Origin of the sequence: Pseudoalteromonas sp. SK18 (assembly GCF_001974855.1) — a bacterium.
Taxonomy (GTDB): domain Bacteria; phylum Pseudomonadota; class Gammaproteobacteria; order Enterobacterales; family Alteromonadaceae; genus Pseudoalteromonas.
The window spans coordinates 1-15,225 of the sequence record NZ_MTQB01000021.1; the positions used below are offsets into that span (position 1 = coordinate 1).

The window sequence follows — 15,225 nt, forward strand, 5'->3', positions numbered from 1 at the left end:
ATTTGAATGCAAGTCAATTCCACCATATAGTTTCATACTAAGCTCCTCGAGATACAGTTTATGTTTTGGTCAACACAACTGTATCGAAAAACTCGAGGAGCTTTCTATATGATTATCAAATCTTGACTTCAGACATCAGAACTTAAATTCCTCAAAGTGGCTTAATTCAAGCCGCTATTTCCCTCTAAAAGCGCAGCGCCTGTTATCCTCTTTGTGAATTAATTTTGCTTTGCCAACATAAGTTTTGTGCGTTTGGGGGGAGTTATTTTCAGCATATTTAATTACGATATAGGCGTTAGTGAAACGCCACTTGTTTACTTATTTATAAGGTGGATTGTTTTCATAAGTGTTTGTAATATAGTGTCTATTAATCAACCTAAATATAGAATAAGGAACATTCATGGAATTAGTCAAAACCACAAGTTTGAAATTTGATGTAACAGAAACAGGTCATCAAATAATACAAGCTAAAATAAACGGACATAAAGTAAATTTAATTTTAGATACAGCGGCGGGTGCATCTGTTTTAGATAGGGCATGTATTGAAAAGCTTGGAATACAAGAGAAACTAAGTGAAGAAAATGCCGCAGGTTTAGGTACAGCCGACCACGAAATGGGCTTAATAGACGTTTTAAAATTTGAATTAGCAGGGCATTTGTATGAAAGTACAGAGTTTGTTTCACTAAACCTAGACCATGTTCAGGTAGCTGGTGGTGACAATATAATACATGGGTTATTAGGCTCTCCATTTTTTAGAAAATACCAAGCTTTGTTAGATTTTGGTACTGATAAACTGACAATTAGAGAGCCGCTAGCAGGTTGTGAGTAATTAAAGCGACTTATTTAAGCCGCTATTTTGCATATTAAGCACAGCGTGATAAGTCGGGTTGTCCCAAGTAAATTCATCATTTTTTTGTTAGATGGCGTGGCTTCGCCACTTATCCGACCTACGTCTAATGGTAGGTTGGTTAAGCCAAAGGCGCCACCCAACAGAGTTCTAATTTAGGTGACACAAGTTGATAAGTTAATTAAGGTAGTAACTTAGTTTATGTGTTTATCACCCTATAAAAGCGGCTAAATTGTCATGAATGTCATTAGCAACACTACAATAATCACTGACTCATTAGCTTCATGGCACAAGAGCCAATCGACGTTTGAATTTCAAGGTCATGACATTGCATATCATGTGCAAGGGGAAGAGGGCGCACCGTGTTTATTACTGATCCATGGTTACCCAACCGCAAGTTGGGATTGGCATAATCAATGGGCTGCGCTCACTCAACACTTTAAGGTATTTACTCTGGATATGCTGGGTTTTGGTTTTAGTGATAAACCGCAAAATGTTACCTACACCATTAGTATGCAAGCGGATTTACTGACTCATTTTTTAAAGCTGTTCAATGTAAAAGCAATGCATATTTTAAGCCACGATTACGGTGATACGGTAGCGCAGGAGCTACTTGCTAGAAGCAACTTAAATGAGCCATATGCCATAAAAATACAAAGCGTTTGCTTTCTTAACGGCGGGTTATTTCCAGAAACACATAAACCGGTATTATTGCAAAAGTTGTTACTTAGCCCTATAGGTGCTTTAGTGTCGCGACTTGCAAACTATAAAAGCTTTAAGCGTAATTTTGATAATATATGCGCTACACCCCTTGCTGAGAAAGAGCTCAAGGAGTTGTGGCAGTTAATTGCATATAAACAGGGCAAGCCAGTTATGGCAAAACTGATTTATTACATCACAGAGCGTAAATTACATCGCGCTCGTTGGGTGGGCGCTTTACAACAAGCAGATGTACCCATGCGGTTAATTTGCGGTATGGACGACCCCGTTTCGGGTCGTCATATGGTTAAACGTTATCGCGAATTAATCATTAATCCAGATATTATTGAACTAGAAGGGGTAGGCCATTACCCGCAATTAGAACAACCAATTCAAATAACTCAGTCATTTTTTGATTTTCATAAGTTAAAATAAAAGACTAATTTGGCGTTACCAGCATCAGCTTTGCCTCTTTGCCATCGGTTAATATCGCTACATTACCTTCAGCAGTAACAAACACATCTCTGAGCCTACCTGTAGCCTCTGGGAAAATATGCGACTGGGTGTATTCACCATCTGCTAAATTAACACTGTAGAGCTTTTTATCGACTAATGTAGTAATAAGCACGTGACGTTGCAGTGAAGGGAAGGCTGTATGCATAGAACCATAATATGCCATGCCTGATGGCGCAATTGAAGGCGTCCAATCTACGGTTGGTTTAGCCATTCCGGGGTAGTCTCTAAAGGGGGAAATACGTGCTTGTGAATAATCGTCGCCGTTAGTGATTACCGGCCAGCCGTAATTGGTGCCAGCTGTTAAATAGTTGAGCTCGTCGCCGCCTGCGGGGCCGTGTTCGTGGCTAATGATTTGCTTGGTATCGTAATCATAAACCAAGCCTTGCAAGTTACGGTGCCCGAGTGAATAAATGGCATGCGCGTTAGAGTTTTCATGTTTAATAAACGGGTTATCGGTTGGAATAGTGCCATTTAAATTAATTCGTAGCACTTTACCTAATTGGCTGGCTATAACTTGTGCTTGCTCGCGGTAGTCAAAGCCATCACCACTTGAAAATAATAAGCTATTATCGGGCAGTACAAGCGCGCGGCCAGAGTAATGCTGCGGTGTGCCCTTATCGGTGGCAACTTTATAAATAACTTTTGGTACTGAAAACTGCTCGCCATCAAACTTAGCTTTGGCAATAACGAGTCTGTTTGCATCAAGCTCACCTTGGGCATAAGTGAATATTATTTCTTTTGATTCACTGTAATTTGGCGAAAGTACTATATCGAGTAAACCGCCTTGCCCTGCAACGTATAAGCCCTCGAAGTTTATTTTAACTCGGCTTTGTTGATTGTTTTTAATGATAACAACATGGCCATCACGTTCGGTGATTAACCAGGTATTGTTTGGGAGCTTAACCATGCTCCATGGTGAATTGAGATCTGTTGCTAAGGTACTAGCAGTATATTGCTGTGTTGGTAATTCGGCACTGACGTTACAAGAAAACGTTAAAAGCGAGAGTAGCGTAATACAACGTAGAGATTGTTTACCCTGCAAGCCTTTGCTAGTGTAAGGAAAAAGTTTCATTTTAAGTTGAGATAACCATGCAGTTTTTAACACGTACACTCCCGTCATTTTTAGTTTCTTGGTTACTTACATTCACTCTTGCTAGCTTGTTTCATAGCCAATACGTTGTCAATCAATTAGTTAATGTAGGTGTAGTGGTGGGCTTTAATGATCGTGTTAATTTAACCTTTGAAGATTGGCTCGGATTACTACCCACTTACGGCGCTATTATAGCCATTGCATTGAGTATTGCATTTTTAGTGACTTGGTTTATTGCGAAAAAGCTTAAAAATCAGGGGGTACAATTATTTGTAATTGCGGGTGTGGTAGCGTTTGCAACGGCGTTAATTGCTATTGAGTCAATTATGAATATTACTATTATTGCAGGCGCAAGAGGCTGGGGTTTTTATGCGCAATTACTTGCTGGTGCAGTAGGGGGTTATGTATTTGCAAAACTCATTAAGGCAAATAAGTACAAGGCAGAGCATCACGGTTTTTAAGTGAGTATTGGTCTGCAATGAAAAAAGCCGCTGCACATGATGCAGCGGCTTTTGTATGTATAAATTGCGTAGTGATATCAAAAAATCAAACTAAAAAGTTTATAACCACTTAAGCCAAAAATAAGCACTAATACCGGTAAAGTAAATAGATTTACCAACACTGAGTTAGTGTATTTACCCATTACAGAGCTTTGATTAACTAGCCAAACAAGGTAGGCAGTTACAATTGGCAACAGTAAACCGTTAGCGGCTTGGGCAAAAATTATCACGGCAACAGGGTCTAAACCCAGAGATGCTACGGCAGCACCAAATAATAAAATAACAATGGCAACGCTTTTAAAGCGAGTGTTATCCATTTTATTTGACCAACCTAACATGCCACACACTGCGTAGGCACCGGCAAGGGGGGCCGTGATTGCGCTGGTTAAGCCTGCGGCAAATAAACCAATAGCAAAAAAGTAATGGGCGGCATCACCTAGTAAGGGTTCAAGCTGCACCGCCATATTAGCAGCGCTAATTTGCCCTGCATCTGTGCCATAAAATGCCACTGACGCGGTTGATAAAATAGCTAGCGTGATCACGCCACCTAAGGTGATAGACACACCGGTATCGATGTTGGTTTCTTTAATTACTTTTTGTTTGTCACTTTCGCTGTCGTGGCGAGCAGCCAGTACCCCTGAGTGTAAAAATAAGTTGTATGGCACTATGGTAGTGCCTACCAATGCTAATACTGTGGTGACTGAGCCCTCTGGCATGCTAGGAATAAAGCCTGCTAACACATCACTAAGCGAGGGAGCTGCCATAACAAGCGTAGAGATAAACACTAGGCTCATTAAAATCACTAGCAAAATAAGCGCATTTTCAACAACTTTGTGTTTACCGCTGTAAAGTAAAACCGCACTTAAAAATGCAATGAGTGGCGTCCAAAGTTGGGCATTTACCTGAGGAAATATTTCAATTAATCCCATGCTGGCACCGCTTAAATTACCAGCCTCGTAGGCGGCACTGCCAACACCAATGGCGCTGATCACTAAAAATATAGCGAGAGATTTAAATAGGGGAGTTTCAATGTGGGCTCTTAGTGCTTGTGCTAAGTCTTGCCCGGTGGCTACGCCTAGGCGCGCCGCCATAGATTGTAATAATATGGTGGCAATTACTGAAAATAGTAATGTCCATATGAGTGCAAAACCAAAGTTTGCACCCGCCACGCTGGCGGTGGTAATAGTCCCTGGTCCAATGAAGGCAGCGGTGACGAGTAGTCCTGGTCCTAATCGCATAGTTTGACCCTAATAGTGCTTTTTATATTGCTATTTAAAGTTACACCTAACGTTTGTTTAACGTGATGCCTGTAATATTGCTGCCACTTATACTAAGTGCCTTGCAGCATTAGCCGCCCCTTGGCTTTGCCTTTTTTGATAACCATATGTTAAAAAAGGTCGCGTAGCATACCAACTTGTATATAAATTTAAAGGGGATAGGTTGCGTTTGCTTAAACTTTAAACGATTTAATTGGTTTTAGTTGTTATCAAGCTTTGGCACTCAGCAAAAATCTTATATGATGTTGACAATAGCACACAATATAAACTTTCAAAGGCGACCATTATTAGTGACTGTAATACATCACCTTTAACTGATAACTCAGAACAATCCCCTGAGATGATAATAACTAATTCAACATTAAAAATAGCCACATTTAACCTGTTTAATTATCTTGAGCCACCTAATGCTTATTATGAGTTTGAGCGAATATATACCGCAGAGCAATGGGCTAAAAAACAGCGCTGGATTATTGATTATTTAACCGAGCATCAGCCTGATGTAATCGGTTTTCAGGAAGTGTTTAGCATTGAGTCGCTTAAAGAGTTACTAAAGCAGCAAGGTTATGCGTACTTTGCTGTGGTAGATGAGCCACAGGTAATAGATGATTTTATTTATAAACGCCCCGTTGTAGCAATAGCCACAAAATACCCCATTGTTGAAGTAGCAAGCGTGAAACATGATCATGAGCTTGCTAATACCCTAGGTTTAACTGAAGATTTTGCCTTTAGCCGTAAAGTACTTAGAGCCACTATAAGTTTGCCGCATATCGGCAATACCGATTGTTATGTGGTACATTTTAAATCTAAACGGCCATTAATTGAGATTGATGAAAATAATAAAGAACTAACCGCTGAAAAAAACATTATCGAAATTTTAAAAGCGAATGTAGCGGGTGGTTGGGGCTCTACTATTCAGCGCGGTAGTGAAGCAACGTTACTGATGATTGAAATGATAAGTCGTCGTGAAGCCACGCAACAGCCTATGGTATTAATGGGAGATTTTAATAACGACCTAGCTGATGGCGTTTTAAGCCATTTATTAACCAACACACTGCGTTTTGCCCCCACATTTGATAGTAAAACTTACCTTGCAAAATATTGTCTTAACGATGCGTGGCAGTTATTTACAAAGTTAAACGATGATTGCGAGCCTGATGAAGTAGCTAATGAGCCAATAAAAGGTGTTACCGATGTAGATAGCCAAGGTTTAAAACCACTACGAAAAGCAACACATTACTTTGGCGCAAGCAGTTCAGTACTTGATTATATTTTGCTATCTTGTGAGTTTGATTCTGGCTATGACGACAGCTTTTTTGAAGTAAGCGATTATCATACTTACGATCGTCATTTAATTAACCCACAATTTGAGCGCGACGATTTGAGTACCGATCACGGCGTTGTATGTATCACGCTTAAATTACGAGAATAACTTTTAACTCACCACTGTTTAGTTACCAAGCCAAACAGTGGCGAGTCGCTATTTACTGACGAGGGTTAATTTCTAAAGGTGATAAGGTAATGGTGGCATTACTACTTGCGCCTTTATAACCTTGATACTCTTTGTTTTCGAACAGCGTGTAAAAAACATCGACATAATCATCATTATTGGTAAACCATTCATCAGGCATTGCTTTAAGTAACTCATTAGTGAGTTTAGGAATAATAGTATAGCCCTGTGCTTGTAAATCAGGGATGCTTGCCATTACTTGCTCTGATATTTCTAATAACTTCATTGCTAAGGTTTTATAATTTGTGTTGTCATCTTGCTCCATTAAAAGCAAATCAACTGCCTGCCAACGATAGCGTTGCCAATGAATTAAAACCTGATTTGGGCTGTAATTGGTTTGGTCATGATCTAAATAAGGTAAATCAACAATATCTAATATTGGTTCATCCCTGCTAGGATCGATCCCCGTTACAATGGCATAAACCTCTGCTTTTCCTGAAATCCAAGGCTCTTTATCATCCTCTAAGTGTATTTTTTTCAGCACGCTAGTTTGTAATGGCTGCTCATTACTTAATTGATTTTGTGGGCTAACCATGTTTTTGCTGAGCTTATTAGCAGATAAAATGCTTTTCATTACTGCAATACCCGCATCCTGTACTTTTTGTTGATCTAGCTCGACAATAAAAACAGGTTGGGTTGGCATTTGGTCAACACTCAAGTAATGAATGTCACCAAACTGATCAAACGCTTCAATTTCACTCCATTGGCTATCGTCACCAGCGGGTGTAAATGCGAATAAAGGGCTTTCTCCTTGTTGCCAATCAGTAAGCATGGTTTTGCTAGCTAAACGTACTTGTAACAAGCTTCCTGTATTGTTTGGTAAGCCTTTAAGTTGTTGTAAGGCGCTATTTGCCTGACTTATATTATTATGTGATGTATGCAGAGCTAACGCGGGTAACTGATCAAGATTTAAAGCCAAGTTATACTTATTTAGTGAGTGTTTTATATCTGCACTTAATACTGGATAATTAATCGCTACTTGCTTTGCGAAATTACGCTTAATAGTTGTTACGTTTTTGTATTGAGCTTGCTGTACCACGTTTTCTGCATTTTCAATATGATCTTGAGCTGAAAAAGCAGGTACTGCTATAAAGTTCAACAATGCCACTGCGACTAAAGATTTGGGTATTTTATTTTTCATATAAACTCCACGTTCCGTTTTTAGTAACACTTATAAAACAATAATTAGAATAAATGCTCAAGTTAAATTTATAAAATACGTAATTAGTATTAAATGTGGGTTTGTTTTAGTACACCTTACATAAAGATCGTAATTTTTATATAAAGCGGGAATCTATTACAAAAAATGTATTTTTTATAAAATAATTTGTAAATATATCAGTTGGTTAAATTTGGCTTAATAGTTGCTGTAATAATTACTCCAATAACAACACAAAGGATTAAACAATGACCGATATTGCACACTCTGCGTTTGTAGCATTTTATCTGTATTTAATTATGGTTTTAGTGCAGTGGGCCGTGGCGACGTTTAGTAAGGCTAAACAACCCGGTGCCGTGCCAGGGAAAATTGATAAAGAACTATCTCATGGGAGCTTTATATTTAGGGCACATCGTACTTTTCATAACACCTTAGAAAACAGTGCACTGTTTATAGGAACGGTTTTATTTGCTTTTGTGATGAATTACCACAGCTCGGTATTTGCAATATGTATTTGGGTATATGTGATTGCACGTTTAATTCATATGGCACTTTATTACGCGATAGCCACCGAGAAAAACCCAAGCCCGCGTAGTTACTTCTTTTTAATCGGTGTGATTGCAAACATTGTGATGTTAGTGCTGTTAGGACTGCGATTAGCCAGTTAATTAAATGATTAAAGCGAAAAGCAGACAGTCCCTAGCTTTTCGCTTACTTATTTTTTTGGGCTGGCTTTGTTTTTCGAGTCACCATAAAACACATTAATGAGCCTAATGTAACTAATACTACGCCTTGCCAAAATGCGCTAGTAAGCGATATTGATAAGTAAATAGAGGCAAATAGCGTAGACAATACAGGAATAAAGTAAGACAAGGTGCCTAACAACACTAGGTTACCGCCAATGATTGCTTGGTTCCACAATGCGTAACCTCCACCAATAACAATACCTGCTAATACTAAGGTCAAGCTAGAATATAGGCTAAACTCAAAGCTGGGTTCATTACTCAGTCCGTAACTTATCCATAAAGCGATTGCCGTGGCTGCAAAAAATACACTAATGGCATTTTTACCCTCGCTAAGTTTAACCGTTACACTGCAATACACAGCCCAAATAAACGCTGCTGCAAACGCCATAGAGTAGGGCAATGGGTTGTCACTAATATTAGCAGTTAATACAGCCATTGATAAACCACTGTTGCCTGCAATACACCATGCAACACCTAAAAACGCAATCAGTATGCTTGGGTAGACTAATACGCTTACTTTAGTGCGGTTAACAATAATCGATAATAAAATGGTTAACGCTGGCCAAAGGTAGTTAATAATTGCCATTTCTAACGCTTGTTGGCGACTATTCGCAAAGCCAAGCGATAAAGCTAAACACATTTCGTAAATAACAAATAAGCTGCCACCAAAGACTAAATAGCGTTTTGGGTAATTACTTAGCCTTGGTACACCCATGACTAACATTAGAAAAATCGCACTGACGCTATAAATTAAAGCGGCACCGCCAATAGGGCTAAATAATTCTGATAAATCACGAATAAAGGCAGTTAAACTGCTCCAAAGTAAAATAGCGAGCACCCCATAAAGGGTGTATTTATGTTTGCTTAAAAATGACATGGTGAATTGCTTGATGAATGATAAAAAGTCAGTCGCGAATGTGACATTTTAAAAACAGTGGGGCAAGAGGTAGATTATAAAATTCGACTAAATGGCTATAAATAGCCTTTAAAATCAATAAATAAGTTAACTTTTAGTAAACAAGAGCAGGCTATAATGATAGCCTGCCCTCAAGTAGTTTAATTACTCAACGCCAATAAAGCCGCCAGTTTGATGTGCCCACAATGCAGCATAAATGCCGCCTTGGGCAATTAACTCATCGTGACTGCCTTGCTCTACAACACCGCCTTCATCAAGCACGATGAGTCTGTCCATTTGCGCAATGGTTGATAATCGGTGTGCAATAGCAATAACCGTTTTGCCTGTCATTAAATCATCTAAGCTGGCTTGAATAGCTGCTTCTACCTCTGAGTCTAAAGCGCTGGTGGCTTCATCAAGTATAAGAATAGGCGCATTTTTAAGTAACACCCGAGCAATAGCAATCCGCTGACGCTGCCCGCCAGAGAGGGTTACCCCTCGTTCGCCCACTTGTGCATCAAAGCCTTTATTGCCTTTGCTGTCTTCTAAATCGGTTATAAAATCGAGCGCTTTGGCTTGTTTGGTCGCATCGAGCATTTCCGCTTCTGTGGCATCGGGCCTGCCGTATAAAATGTTATCTTTTACTGAGCGGTGTAGTAAGGATGTGTCTTGGGTAACCATAGCGATATAGCGGCGCAAGCTTTCTTGGCTTACATCGGTTATATTTTGGCCGTCAATACTAATACTGCCCTTGTCGGTATCGTAAAAGCGCAGCAATAAGTTAACCAATGTCGATTTACCTGCGCCAGAGCGACCTACCAAGCCAATTTTTTCGCCCGGTTTAATATTTAAGTTTAAACCGTTAATTACTGGGCCTCGGTTATTTTCATTGGCGGCTTTACCATAATTAAAGTGTACATTGTTAAAGTCGATAGCCCCTTGAGTTACTTTTAGGCTGTCGGCTTTTGGCTTGTCATCAACCGCAATCGGGTTCGAAAGGGTGCGCATACCATCGGCTACAGTTCCAATGTTTTCAAATAAGCTGCTAATTTCCCACATGATCCACTGGGCCATACCATTAAGCCTTAACGACAAACTCAATGCGACTGCAATAGCCCCCGCACTAATGGCACTTAACGACCATAAATACAAAGACACCGCTGCCACCGAAAATACCAGTAAATAGTTCAAGCTTTGAATAACCACGTTAAGGCTAGTTACTAAACGCATTTGTTTATAAACAGGCTGTAAAAATACATCCATGCTTTGTTTAGCGTATTGCTCTTCGCGTTGGGTATAAGAAAATAGCTTAATGGTTGAAATATTGGTGTAGCTGTCAACAATACGGCCGGTCATTTCTGAGCGTGCGTCAGCTTGTGAGCTAGCAATGCTTTTTAACCGTGGTACAAAGTAAATTTGCACGCAAATATATAATGCTAACCACACTAATAATGGCAGCATTAAGCGCCAATCTGAGGCGGCTACTAAAAACACCATTGAGCCAAAATAAACGGCAATGTACATTAATACATCAAGTAACTTTGTGACTGACTCACGCACAGCCAATGAGGTTTGTAACACTTTAGTGGCTATTCGTCCGGCAAATTCATTTTGATAAAAGCTAACACTTTGGCGTAATAAATAACGGTGCGCTAGCCAACGTATCGACATTGGATAGTTGCCTAATAAAGCTTGATGTAAAATGGCTGACCTAAAAAATACCACCACAGGCATCACAACCAAGAGCATTAACCCCATTTTTATCAATTCGGATTGTTGCTGCGAAAAAAGTTCTTCAGGGGTGTACTCGCCAAGCCAGTCAACCAGTTGTCCCATGTAACTAAATAAAGACACTTCTAAAATAGCTAATAATGCGGCACTGAGCGACATAAGTACCAACGACAGTTCCATGCCTTTGGTGTAATGGCGGCAAAATGCAAATAAGGTATTAGGAGGTTGAGACGGAGAATGCTCTGGAAATGGTTTAGTCATCCGTTCAAATAGTCGATACATATTAGAAGCTTATTAAGTATTTATAGAGGTATCCCACTATACCATTGTAAAGCACAAAGACGCAGTGGGAATGAGGTGTTTACCCGTTATCTTAGGTTGAATTAACGCTTTAAAGTTTTGTATGACCGGTTTTATTTTTTACCAGCCAGTAAGATATACCCAAGGCTATCGTTACCAATGCAAGGCCAACAATTTGTTCTGAGGTTACTAATTTTAAATCTAGAACAATAATTTTACGGGCAACGGCCATTAGTGCAGTGGCAATTACCAGTTCAACCGGTAGTGAACTTGAACCTAAATATAAACGAATATTAGTAAATATTTCTACTGCAATAAGCACAACCATAAAAGCACCAAAGGTTTGCAGAATGTCTTCAATGTTTAATAAAAAGTAAGGGGGAGAGCTCAATCGCATATATAAAACATATACAACATCAGCAATACTCCAAAAAATAACAAGCACCATGAGTACCGCTAATATTTTGATAGCAAAGCGAATCGCATGATGTAAGTGTTGCATAAGCGGATCAACATGATCCTCAGGTAATTCTTCGTGTTTCTTCATATTTTTACAGCACCTTATTATTTTTAAACAGGGTATATAAAATGATAGCTGATTAATTGTGATTATCTTTTTAATATACGTACAAAACAGCATAAGTGATTATTTTTCTGATGAAAATGAACAAACTGAGCAAGCGGTAGCTAAAGTGAGCGTGTTAATTAAATGTAATTTAACCTGAGGTTTTTAACGTTTATCTCAAAAGCATTGCTGTATACCTACAGAGCTGTCATTTTAAAAACATCAATAATAAGGATTAAACTGCTATGTCAATTTCACCTTTAAAGTTAGTTACTCGGATTATTAAGTATAGTGCGGTTGCATCTGTTTGTAGCGCGTCATTTTATAGTGTGGCGGCACAAACCACACAACAAGCTTCATTGCACCAAATTGCAGGGCAAATTTCAGCGCAGCGTATTGGAGATGATATTCAAACGCTGGTGGACTTTGGTACTCGCCATACTTTATCTGAAACTAAATCGGATACCCGTGGTATTGGCGCGGCAAGACGTTGGATAAAAAAAGAATTTGAAGCAATTTCTGCACAGTGTGGTGGCTGTTTAGAAATACTAGAAGTAAAGCAAACCATTTCGGGAGAAAAGCGTATTCCTAACCCTGTAGAAGTGGTTAATATAATCGCGATTCAGCGCGGTAGCACCGACCCTAATCGTATGGTGATGATGTCGGGAGATATAGATTCACGTGTCAGTGATGTCATGGACTTTACTAGCGATTCGCCCGGGGCAAACGATAATGCATCAGGGGTTGCCGGTGTGATTGAGGCGGCGCGGGTGTTATCGCAATATAAATTTAATGGCTCGGTTGTATACGCCGCACTCTCAGGTGAAGAGCAAGGTTTATTTGGTGGTAAAATTTTAACTGAGTATGCGCAAAAAAATAACTGGCAAGTGCATGGTGTTTTAAATAACGACATGATTGGCAACATTACCGGCATTAATGGCGTAACCGATAATACTACTGCACGTATTTTTTCTGAAGGCACGCGCGTAGTTGAAACTAAAGAGCAAGCCCGTACTCGTCGTTTTACTGGCGGCGAAGTTGATTCGGCGAGCCGTAATTTAGCACGTTACATAGACACCATTGCTGATAAATATATTGAAAACCTAGACACCATGCTGGTATACAGACTCGACCGTTTTGCCCGAGGCGGGCATCATCGTCCGTTCAATGATGCGGGCTTTGCGGCTGTGCGTATTATGGAGACTAACGAGCATTATGACCGTCAACATCAAGACCTACGCACCGAAAATGGGGTAGTGTACGGTGATACCATTGATGGGGTTGATTTTGATTACGCGGCAAAGTTAACTTCATTAAATGCGGTGAGTCTTGCGTCCATGGCGTGGGCTCCTGCGCCACCTAAAGAGGTGAAAATTAGTGGTGCCGTACGCGCCAGTACCACACTTTCTTGGCAGCCAACAGAGGATAAAAATGTAGCGGGCTATCGTATATACTGGCGCTACACCAGTGAGCCACAGTGGCAATACAGTCAATGGGTCGATAATGTCAGTGAATTTACCCTAAAAAATGTGGTTATTGATAACTACTATTTTGGGGTTGCTAGTGTTAACAAACAGGGTATTGAATCGCCAGTTGTATTCCCAGGTGCTGTGGGTTCGTTTGATCACAACATAAAGTAAGTGTGTTTTGTTTAAAAACCCAGCAAACAGCTGCGAATAAGGTGTTAAGCTCGCTATTTATGCTTGCGCCTTATTTGTTATGCCCTTAAAGTGTAAACAAAGAAGTAAAAAGGTTATTAAAATGCAGCAACAAGAACAAAAACCATTAACACCAGAGCAGCAAGCTGAACTTCAGCAACAAGAAATTCAATGGCAGCGCGAATGTTTTCAAAATGCGCAAAAACATTTAGCTGAAAAAGGCATTATGCCTAAAACCTTGCTTGAAAAAGAAAGCCGTTTTTTAGCACCTTTATGCGCACTTTGGAAATTTAAAGCGCAAAACGGTAAAAGCTATTGGGTGATCACCGGTCGTTTACCAACCGATCATGCTGAAGCGTCTGCAGCAAAAGATGCACGTGATGCCATGCGTTATTTTTCATTGCAGTGGCAGTTAAAAGCCGACCAAATTATTACAGCGGGTGCGCGTGATAAAACCCAAGCCGATTTTGCAAACTTACTTATAAATCGTGCTCACGGCTTATATGAAATGCATGAAAATGAGCAGCTTTGGGCAAAAGAACCAGCTTAAAATAAAGGTAATTAACCTTTAAAAAAACCTAACTTAGTGACCTAAGTTAGGTTTTTTTTCAGCTATCGCCTTGCAAGAAGCTTAATACGCGCTATCTACTCGTACTGTGTTATTAGTTAAGTAAATAAGGCGAACATTATCCCCTTGGTGAAACCGCATAGCGGGATCGTTGTCTTGTACCACCATAAATTGCTCACCACTTTCTACTTGTATCAATAATTCAACGAGTTGAGTGTATTCATAGCGTTGTGTTTGCTGCTGATTATGGGCAACGTTACCACCAATCACCGATCCTAAAATAGTCGCTACAGTACGACCACTGCCGCCGCCAAACTGGTTACCAACGACACCGCCTAATAAGGCACCGCCAAAGGTTTTCCAGCCGTTACTTTTGTCTTGTACTAATTGTTGCTCAGTAATAGTGCGCACCGACTTTACTTTCCCAAATAGTACTTGCTGTACAGGAACGGCTTTATTGCGTTCATACTTGGCAAACGTTGGGGTACTCACTACTAATAAAGCGCATAAAATTAAGCTAAGCGTTTTCATAGTTCGCTCCTATTGTTACCAACCAAATGTTGATTTTTCGCGCGTTTTACGAATTTCAGTTTCATCAGCCCATTCAACCAGGCCGCTTTGCATATCCATTAAACGCATTGTAAATTTGTAGTACACATCGGCTTTATCGGCATTAGATTTAACAATGCTTGATAGGTTACCGTATAGCATATATTGCGCGCCAATTTGCTTACCAAAAGCAACCGCAGTGCTTGGGTTGACTAGGGCGTCTTCGTTTTGAAATGTAATTTGCTCACGAACCGCTTCTACACGGGTCATATCAACAAATCTAAATTTGCCGCTACGCAGTAATTGAGTAGAGATTGAGTCGGTGATTGATTCTGTATCTATGTGTTCACTGGTTTTATTTTTAATACGCTCTACAAATACCACTGGGCGTGTATTGGCGGTCATAGTACCAACCACAGGCGAACTAAGCAGAGAGTTGGTCATTTGCGAGGCGACTTTTTGTAAGTCAGTAGAGCCAAAGTTTATATCTGTGGTTTCTACGGCTTGGGCATCACCATAGCTGACAACCGCTTTGTTGGCACAGCCTGAAAGTGTCAGTGCCGCTAAGCCTAAAATTGCATAACTAGACAGTGATTTAAATTGTTTATTGATCAT

General features: G+C 39.9%; 15 protein-coding genes. 7 read left to right on the plus strand and 8 right to left on the minus strand.

Features of this window, described 5'->3' with window-relative positions:
- Nucleotides 1-400: 400 nt before the first annotated feature.
- Both BW139_RS14145 and BW139_RS14150 read left to right on the plus strand, forming a co-directional pair.
- Nucleotides 401-829, plus strand: a complete 429-nt coding sequence (locus BW139_RS14145; protein ID WP_076920088.1) for an aspartyl protease family protein — start codon at nt 401-403, stop codon at nt 827-829.
- A 255-nt stretch (nt 830-1,084) separates the two neighbouring features.
- Nucleotides 1,085-1,981 carry an alpha/beta fold hydrolase gene (locus tag BW139_RS14150; RefSeq protein ID WP_076920089.1) on the plus strand — a complete coding sequence of 299 codons (897 nt, stop codon included), beginning with the start codon at nt 1,085-1,087 and terminating at the stop codon, nt 1,979-1,981.
- Nucleotides 1,982-1,985: 4 nt separating this feature from the next.
- Here the strand turns inward: BW139_RS14150 and BW139_RS14155 are convergent, their stop codons facing one another.
- Nucleotides 1,986-3,167: a PQQ-dependent sugar dehydrogenase gene (locus BW139_RS14155; RefSeq protein ID WP_076920090.1), complete on the minus strand. Its 1,182-nt coding sequence runs from the start codon at nt 3,165-3,167 to the stop codon at nt 1,986-1,988.
- On the opposite strand from BW139_RS14155, the gene BW139_RS14160 reads away from it, so the two are divergent.
- Nucleotides 3,152-3,613, plus strand: a complete 462-nt coding sequence (locus BW139_RS14160; protein ID WP_076920091.1) for a hypothetical protein — start codon at nt 3,152-3,154, stop codon at nt 3,611-3,613. The genes BW139_RS14155 and BW139_RS14160 overlap by 16 nt on opposite strands.
- 77 nt (nt 3,614-3,690) lie before the next feature.
- Here BW139_RS14160 and BW139_RS14165 read toward each other — a convergent pair whose 3' ends face one another.
- Nucleotides 3,691-4,890: an Nramp family divalent metal transporter gene (locus BW139_RS14165; protein WP_076920092.1), complete on the minus strand. Its 1,200-nt coding sequence runs from the start codon at nt 4,888-4,890 to the stop codon at nt 3,691-3,693.
- A 379-nt stretch (nt 4,891-5,269) separates the two neighbouring features.
- Here BW139_RS14165 and BW139_RS14170 point away from each other — a divergent pair, with 379 nt between their 5' ends.
- A complete protein-coding gene (locus tag BW139_RS14170) occupies nt 5,270-6,361 on the plus strand; it encodes an endonuclease/exonuclease/phosphatase family protein (RefSeq protein ID WP_254844979.1) in 1,092 nt (363 codons plus the stop codon).
- A gap of 52 nt (nt 6,362-6,413) precedes the next feature.
- Here the strand turns inward: BW139_RS14170 and BW139_RS14175 are convergent, their stop codons facing one another.
- Entirely contained in the window at nt 6,414-7,580 is a 1,167-nt protein-coding gene (locus tag BW139_RS14175) for a DUF3103 family protein (RefSeq protein ID WP_076920093.1), read from the minus strand.
- Nucleotides 7,581-7,846: 266 nt separating this feature from the next.
- On the opposite strand from BW139_RS14175, the gene BW139_RS14180 reads away from it, so the two are divergent.
- Nucleotides 7,847-8,266: an MAPEG family protein gene (locus BW139_RS14180; RefSeq protein ID WP_076920094.1), complete on the plus strand. Its 420-nt coding sequence runs from the start codon at nt 7,847-7,849 to the stop codon at nt 8,264-8,266.
- Between the two features lie 43 nt (nt 8,267-8,309).
- Here the strand turns inward: BW139_RS14180 and yddG are convergent, their stop codons facing one another.
- The 3 genes from yddG to BW139_RS14195 form a co-directional block, all read right to left on the minus strand.
- Entirely contained in the window at nt 8,310-9,221 is a 912-nt protein-coding gene (gene yddG / locus BW139_RS14185) for an aromatic amino acid DMT transporter YddG (RefSeq protein WP_076920095.1), read from the minus strand.
- Between the two features lie 183 nt (nt 9,222-9,404).
- Nucleotides 9,405-11,252, minus strand: a complete 1,848-nt coding sequence (locus BW139_RS14190; protein WP_076920096.1) for an ABC transporter ATP-binding protein — start codon at nt 11,250-11,252, stop codon at nt 9,405-9,407.
- Nucleotides 11,253-11,361: 109 nt separating this feature from the next.
- Nucleotides 11,362-11,817, minus strand: a complete 456-nt coding sequence (locus tag BW139_RS14195) for a phosphate-starvation-inducible PsiE family protein (protein ID WP_076920097.1) — start codon at nt 11,815-11,817, stop codon at nt 11,362-11,364.
- Nucleotides 11,818-12,080: 263 nt separating this feature from the next.
- Here BW139_RS14195 and BW139_RS14200 point away from each other — a divergent pair, with 263 nt between their 5' ends.
- Entirely contained in the window at nt 12,081-13,475 is a 1,395-nt protein-coding gene (locus tag BW139_RS14200; RefSeq protein ID WP_076920098.1) for a M28 family peptidase, read from the plus strand.
- 121 nt (nt 13,476-13,596) lie between these two features.
- Nucleotides 13,597-14,043 carry a DUF4826 family protein gene (locus BW139_RS14205; protein WP_008110031.1) on the plus strand — a complete coding sequence of 149 codons (447 nt, stop codon included), beginning with the start codon at nt 13,597-13,599 and terminating at the stop codon, nt 14,041-14,043.
- A gap of 81 nt (nt 14,044-14,124) precedes the next feature.
- On the opposite strand, the gene BW139_RS14210 is transcribed toward BW139_RS14205, so the two are convergent.
- Entirely contained in the window at nt 14,125-14,592 is a 468-nt protein-coding gene (locus tag BW139_RS14210; protein WP_076920099.1) for a glycine zipper 2TM domain-containing protein, read from the minus strand.
- A 15-nt stretch (nt 14,593-14,607) separates the two neighbouring features.
- Complete coding sequence (lpoB, locus tag BW139_RS14215; protein ID WP_407070243.1) at nt 14,608-15,225, minus strand: penicillin-binding protein activator LpoB; 618 nt, start codon at nt 15,223-15,225, stop codon at nt 14,608-14,610.

Coding starts and splice junctions, on each gene's coding strand:
- lpoB (WP_407070243.1), bottom strand. CDS start 15,225: ATGATCAATAAACAATTTAAATCACTGTCTAGTTATGCAATTTTAGGC.
- yddG (WP_076920095.1), bottom strand. CDS start 9,221: ATGTCATTTTTAAGCAAACATAAATACACCCTTTATGGGGTGCTCGCT.
- BW139_RS14205 (WP_008110031.1), top strand. CDS start 13,597: ATGCAGCAACAAGAACAAAAACCATTAACACCAGAGCAGCAAGCTGAA.
- BW139_RS14175 (WP_076920093.1), bottom strand. CDS start 7,580: ATGAAAAATAAAATACCCAAATCTTTAGTCGCAGTGGCATTGTTGAAC.
- BW139_RS14195 (WP_076920097.1), bottom strand. CDS start 11,817: ATGAAGAAACACGAAGAATTACCTGAGGATCATGTTGATCCGCTTATG.
- BW139_RS14200 (WP_076920098.1), top strand. CDS start 12,081: ATGTCAATTTCACCTTTAAAGTTAGTTACTCGGATTATTAAGTATAGT.
- BW139_RS14165 (WP_076920092.1), bottom strand. CDS start 4,890: ATGCGATTAGGACCAGGACTACTCGTCACCGCTGCCTTCATTGGACCA.
- BW139_RS14145 (WP_076920088.1), top strand. CDS start 401: ATGGAATTAGTCAAAACCACAAGTTTGAAATTTGATGTAACAGAAACA.
- BW139_RS14190 (WP_076920096.1), bottom strand. CDS start 11,252: ATGTATCGACTATTTGAACGGATGACTAAACCATTTCCAGAGCATTCT.
- BW139_RS14210 (WP_076920099.1), bottom strand. CDS start 14,592: ATGAAAACGCTTAGCTTAATTTTATGCGCTTTATTAGTAGTGAGTACC.
- BW139_RS14170 (WP_254844979.1), top strand. CDS start 5,270: ATGATAATAACTAATTCAACATTAAAAATAGCCACATTTAACCTGTTT.
- BW139_RS14180 (WP_076920094.1), top strand. CDS start 7,847: ATGACCGATATTGCACACTCTGCGTTTGTAGCATTTTATCTGTATTTA.
- BW139_RS14150 (WP_076920089.1), top strand. CDS start 1,085: ATGAATGTCATTAGCAACACTACAATAATCACTGACTCATTAGCTTCA.
- BW139_RS14160 (WP_076920091.1), top strand. CDS start 3,152: ATGCAGTTTTTAACACGTACACTCCCGTCATTTTTAGTTTCTTGGTTA.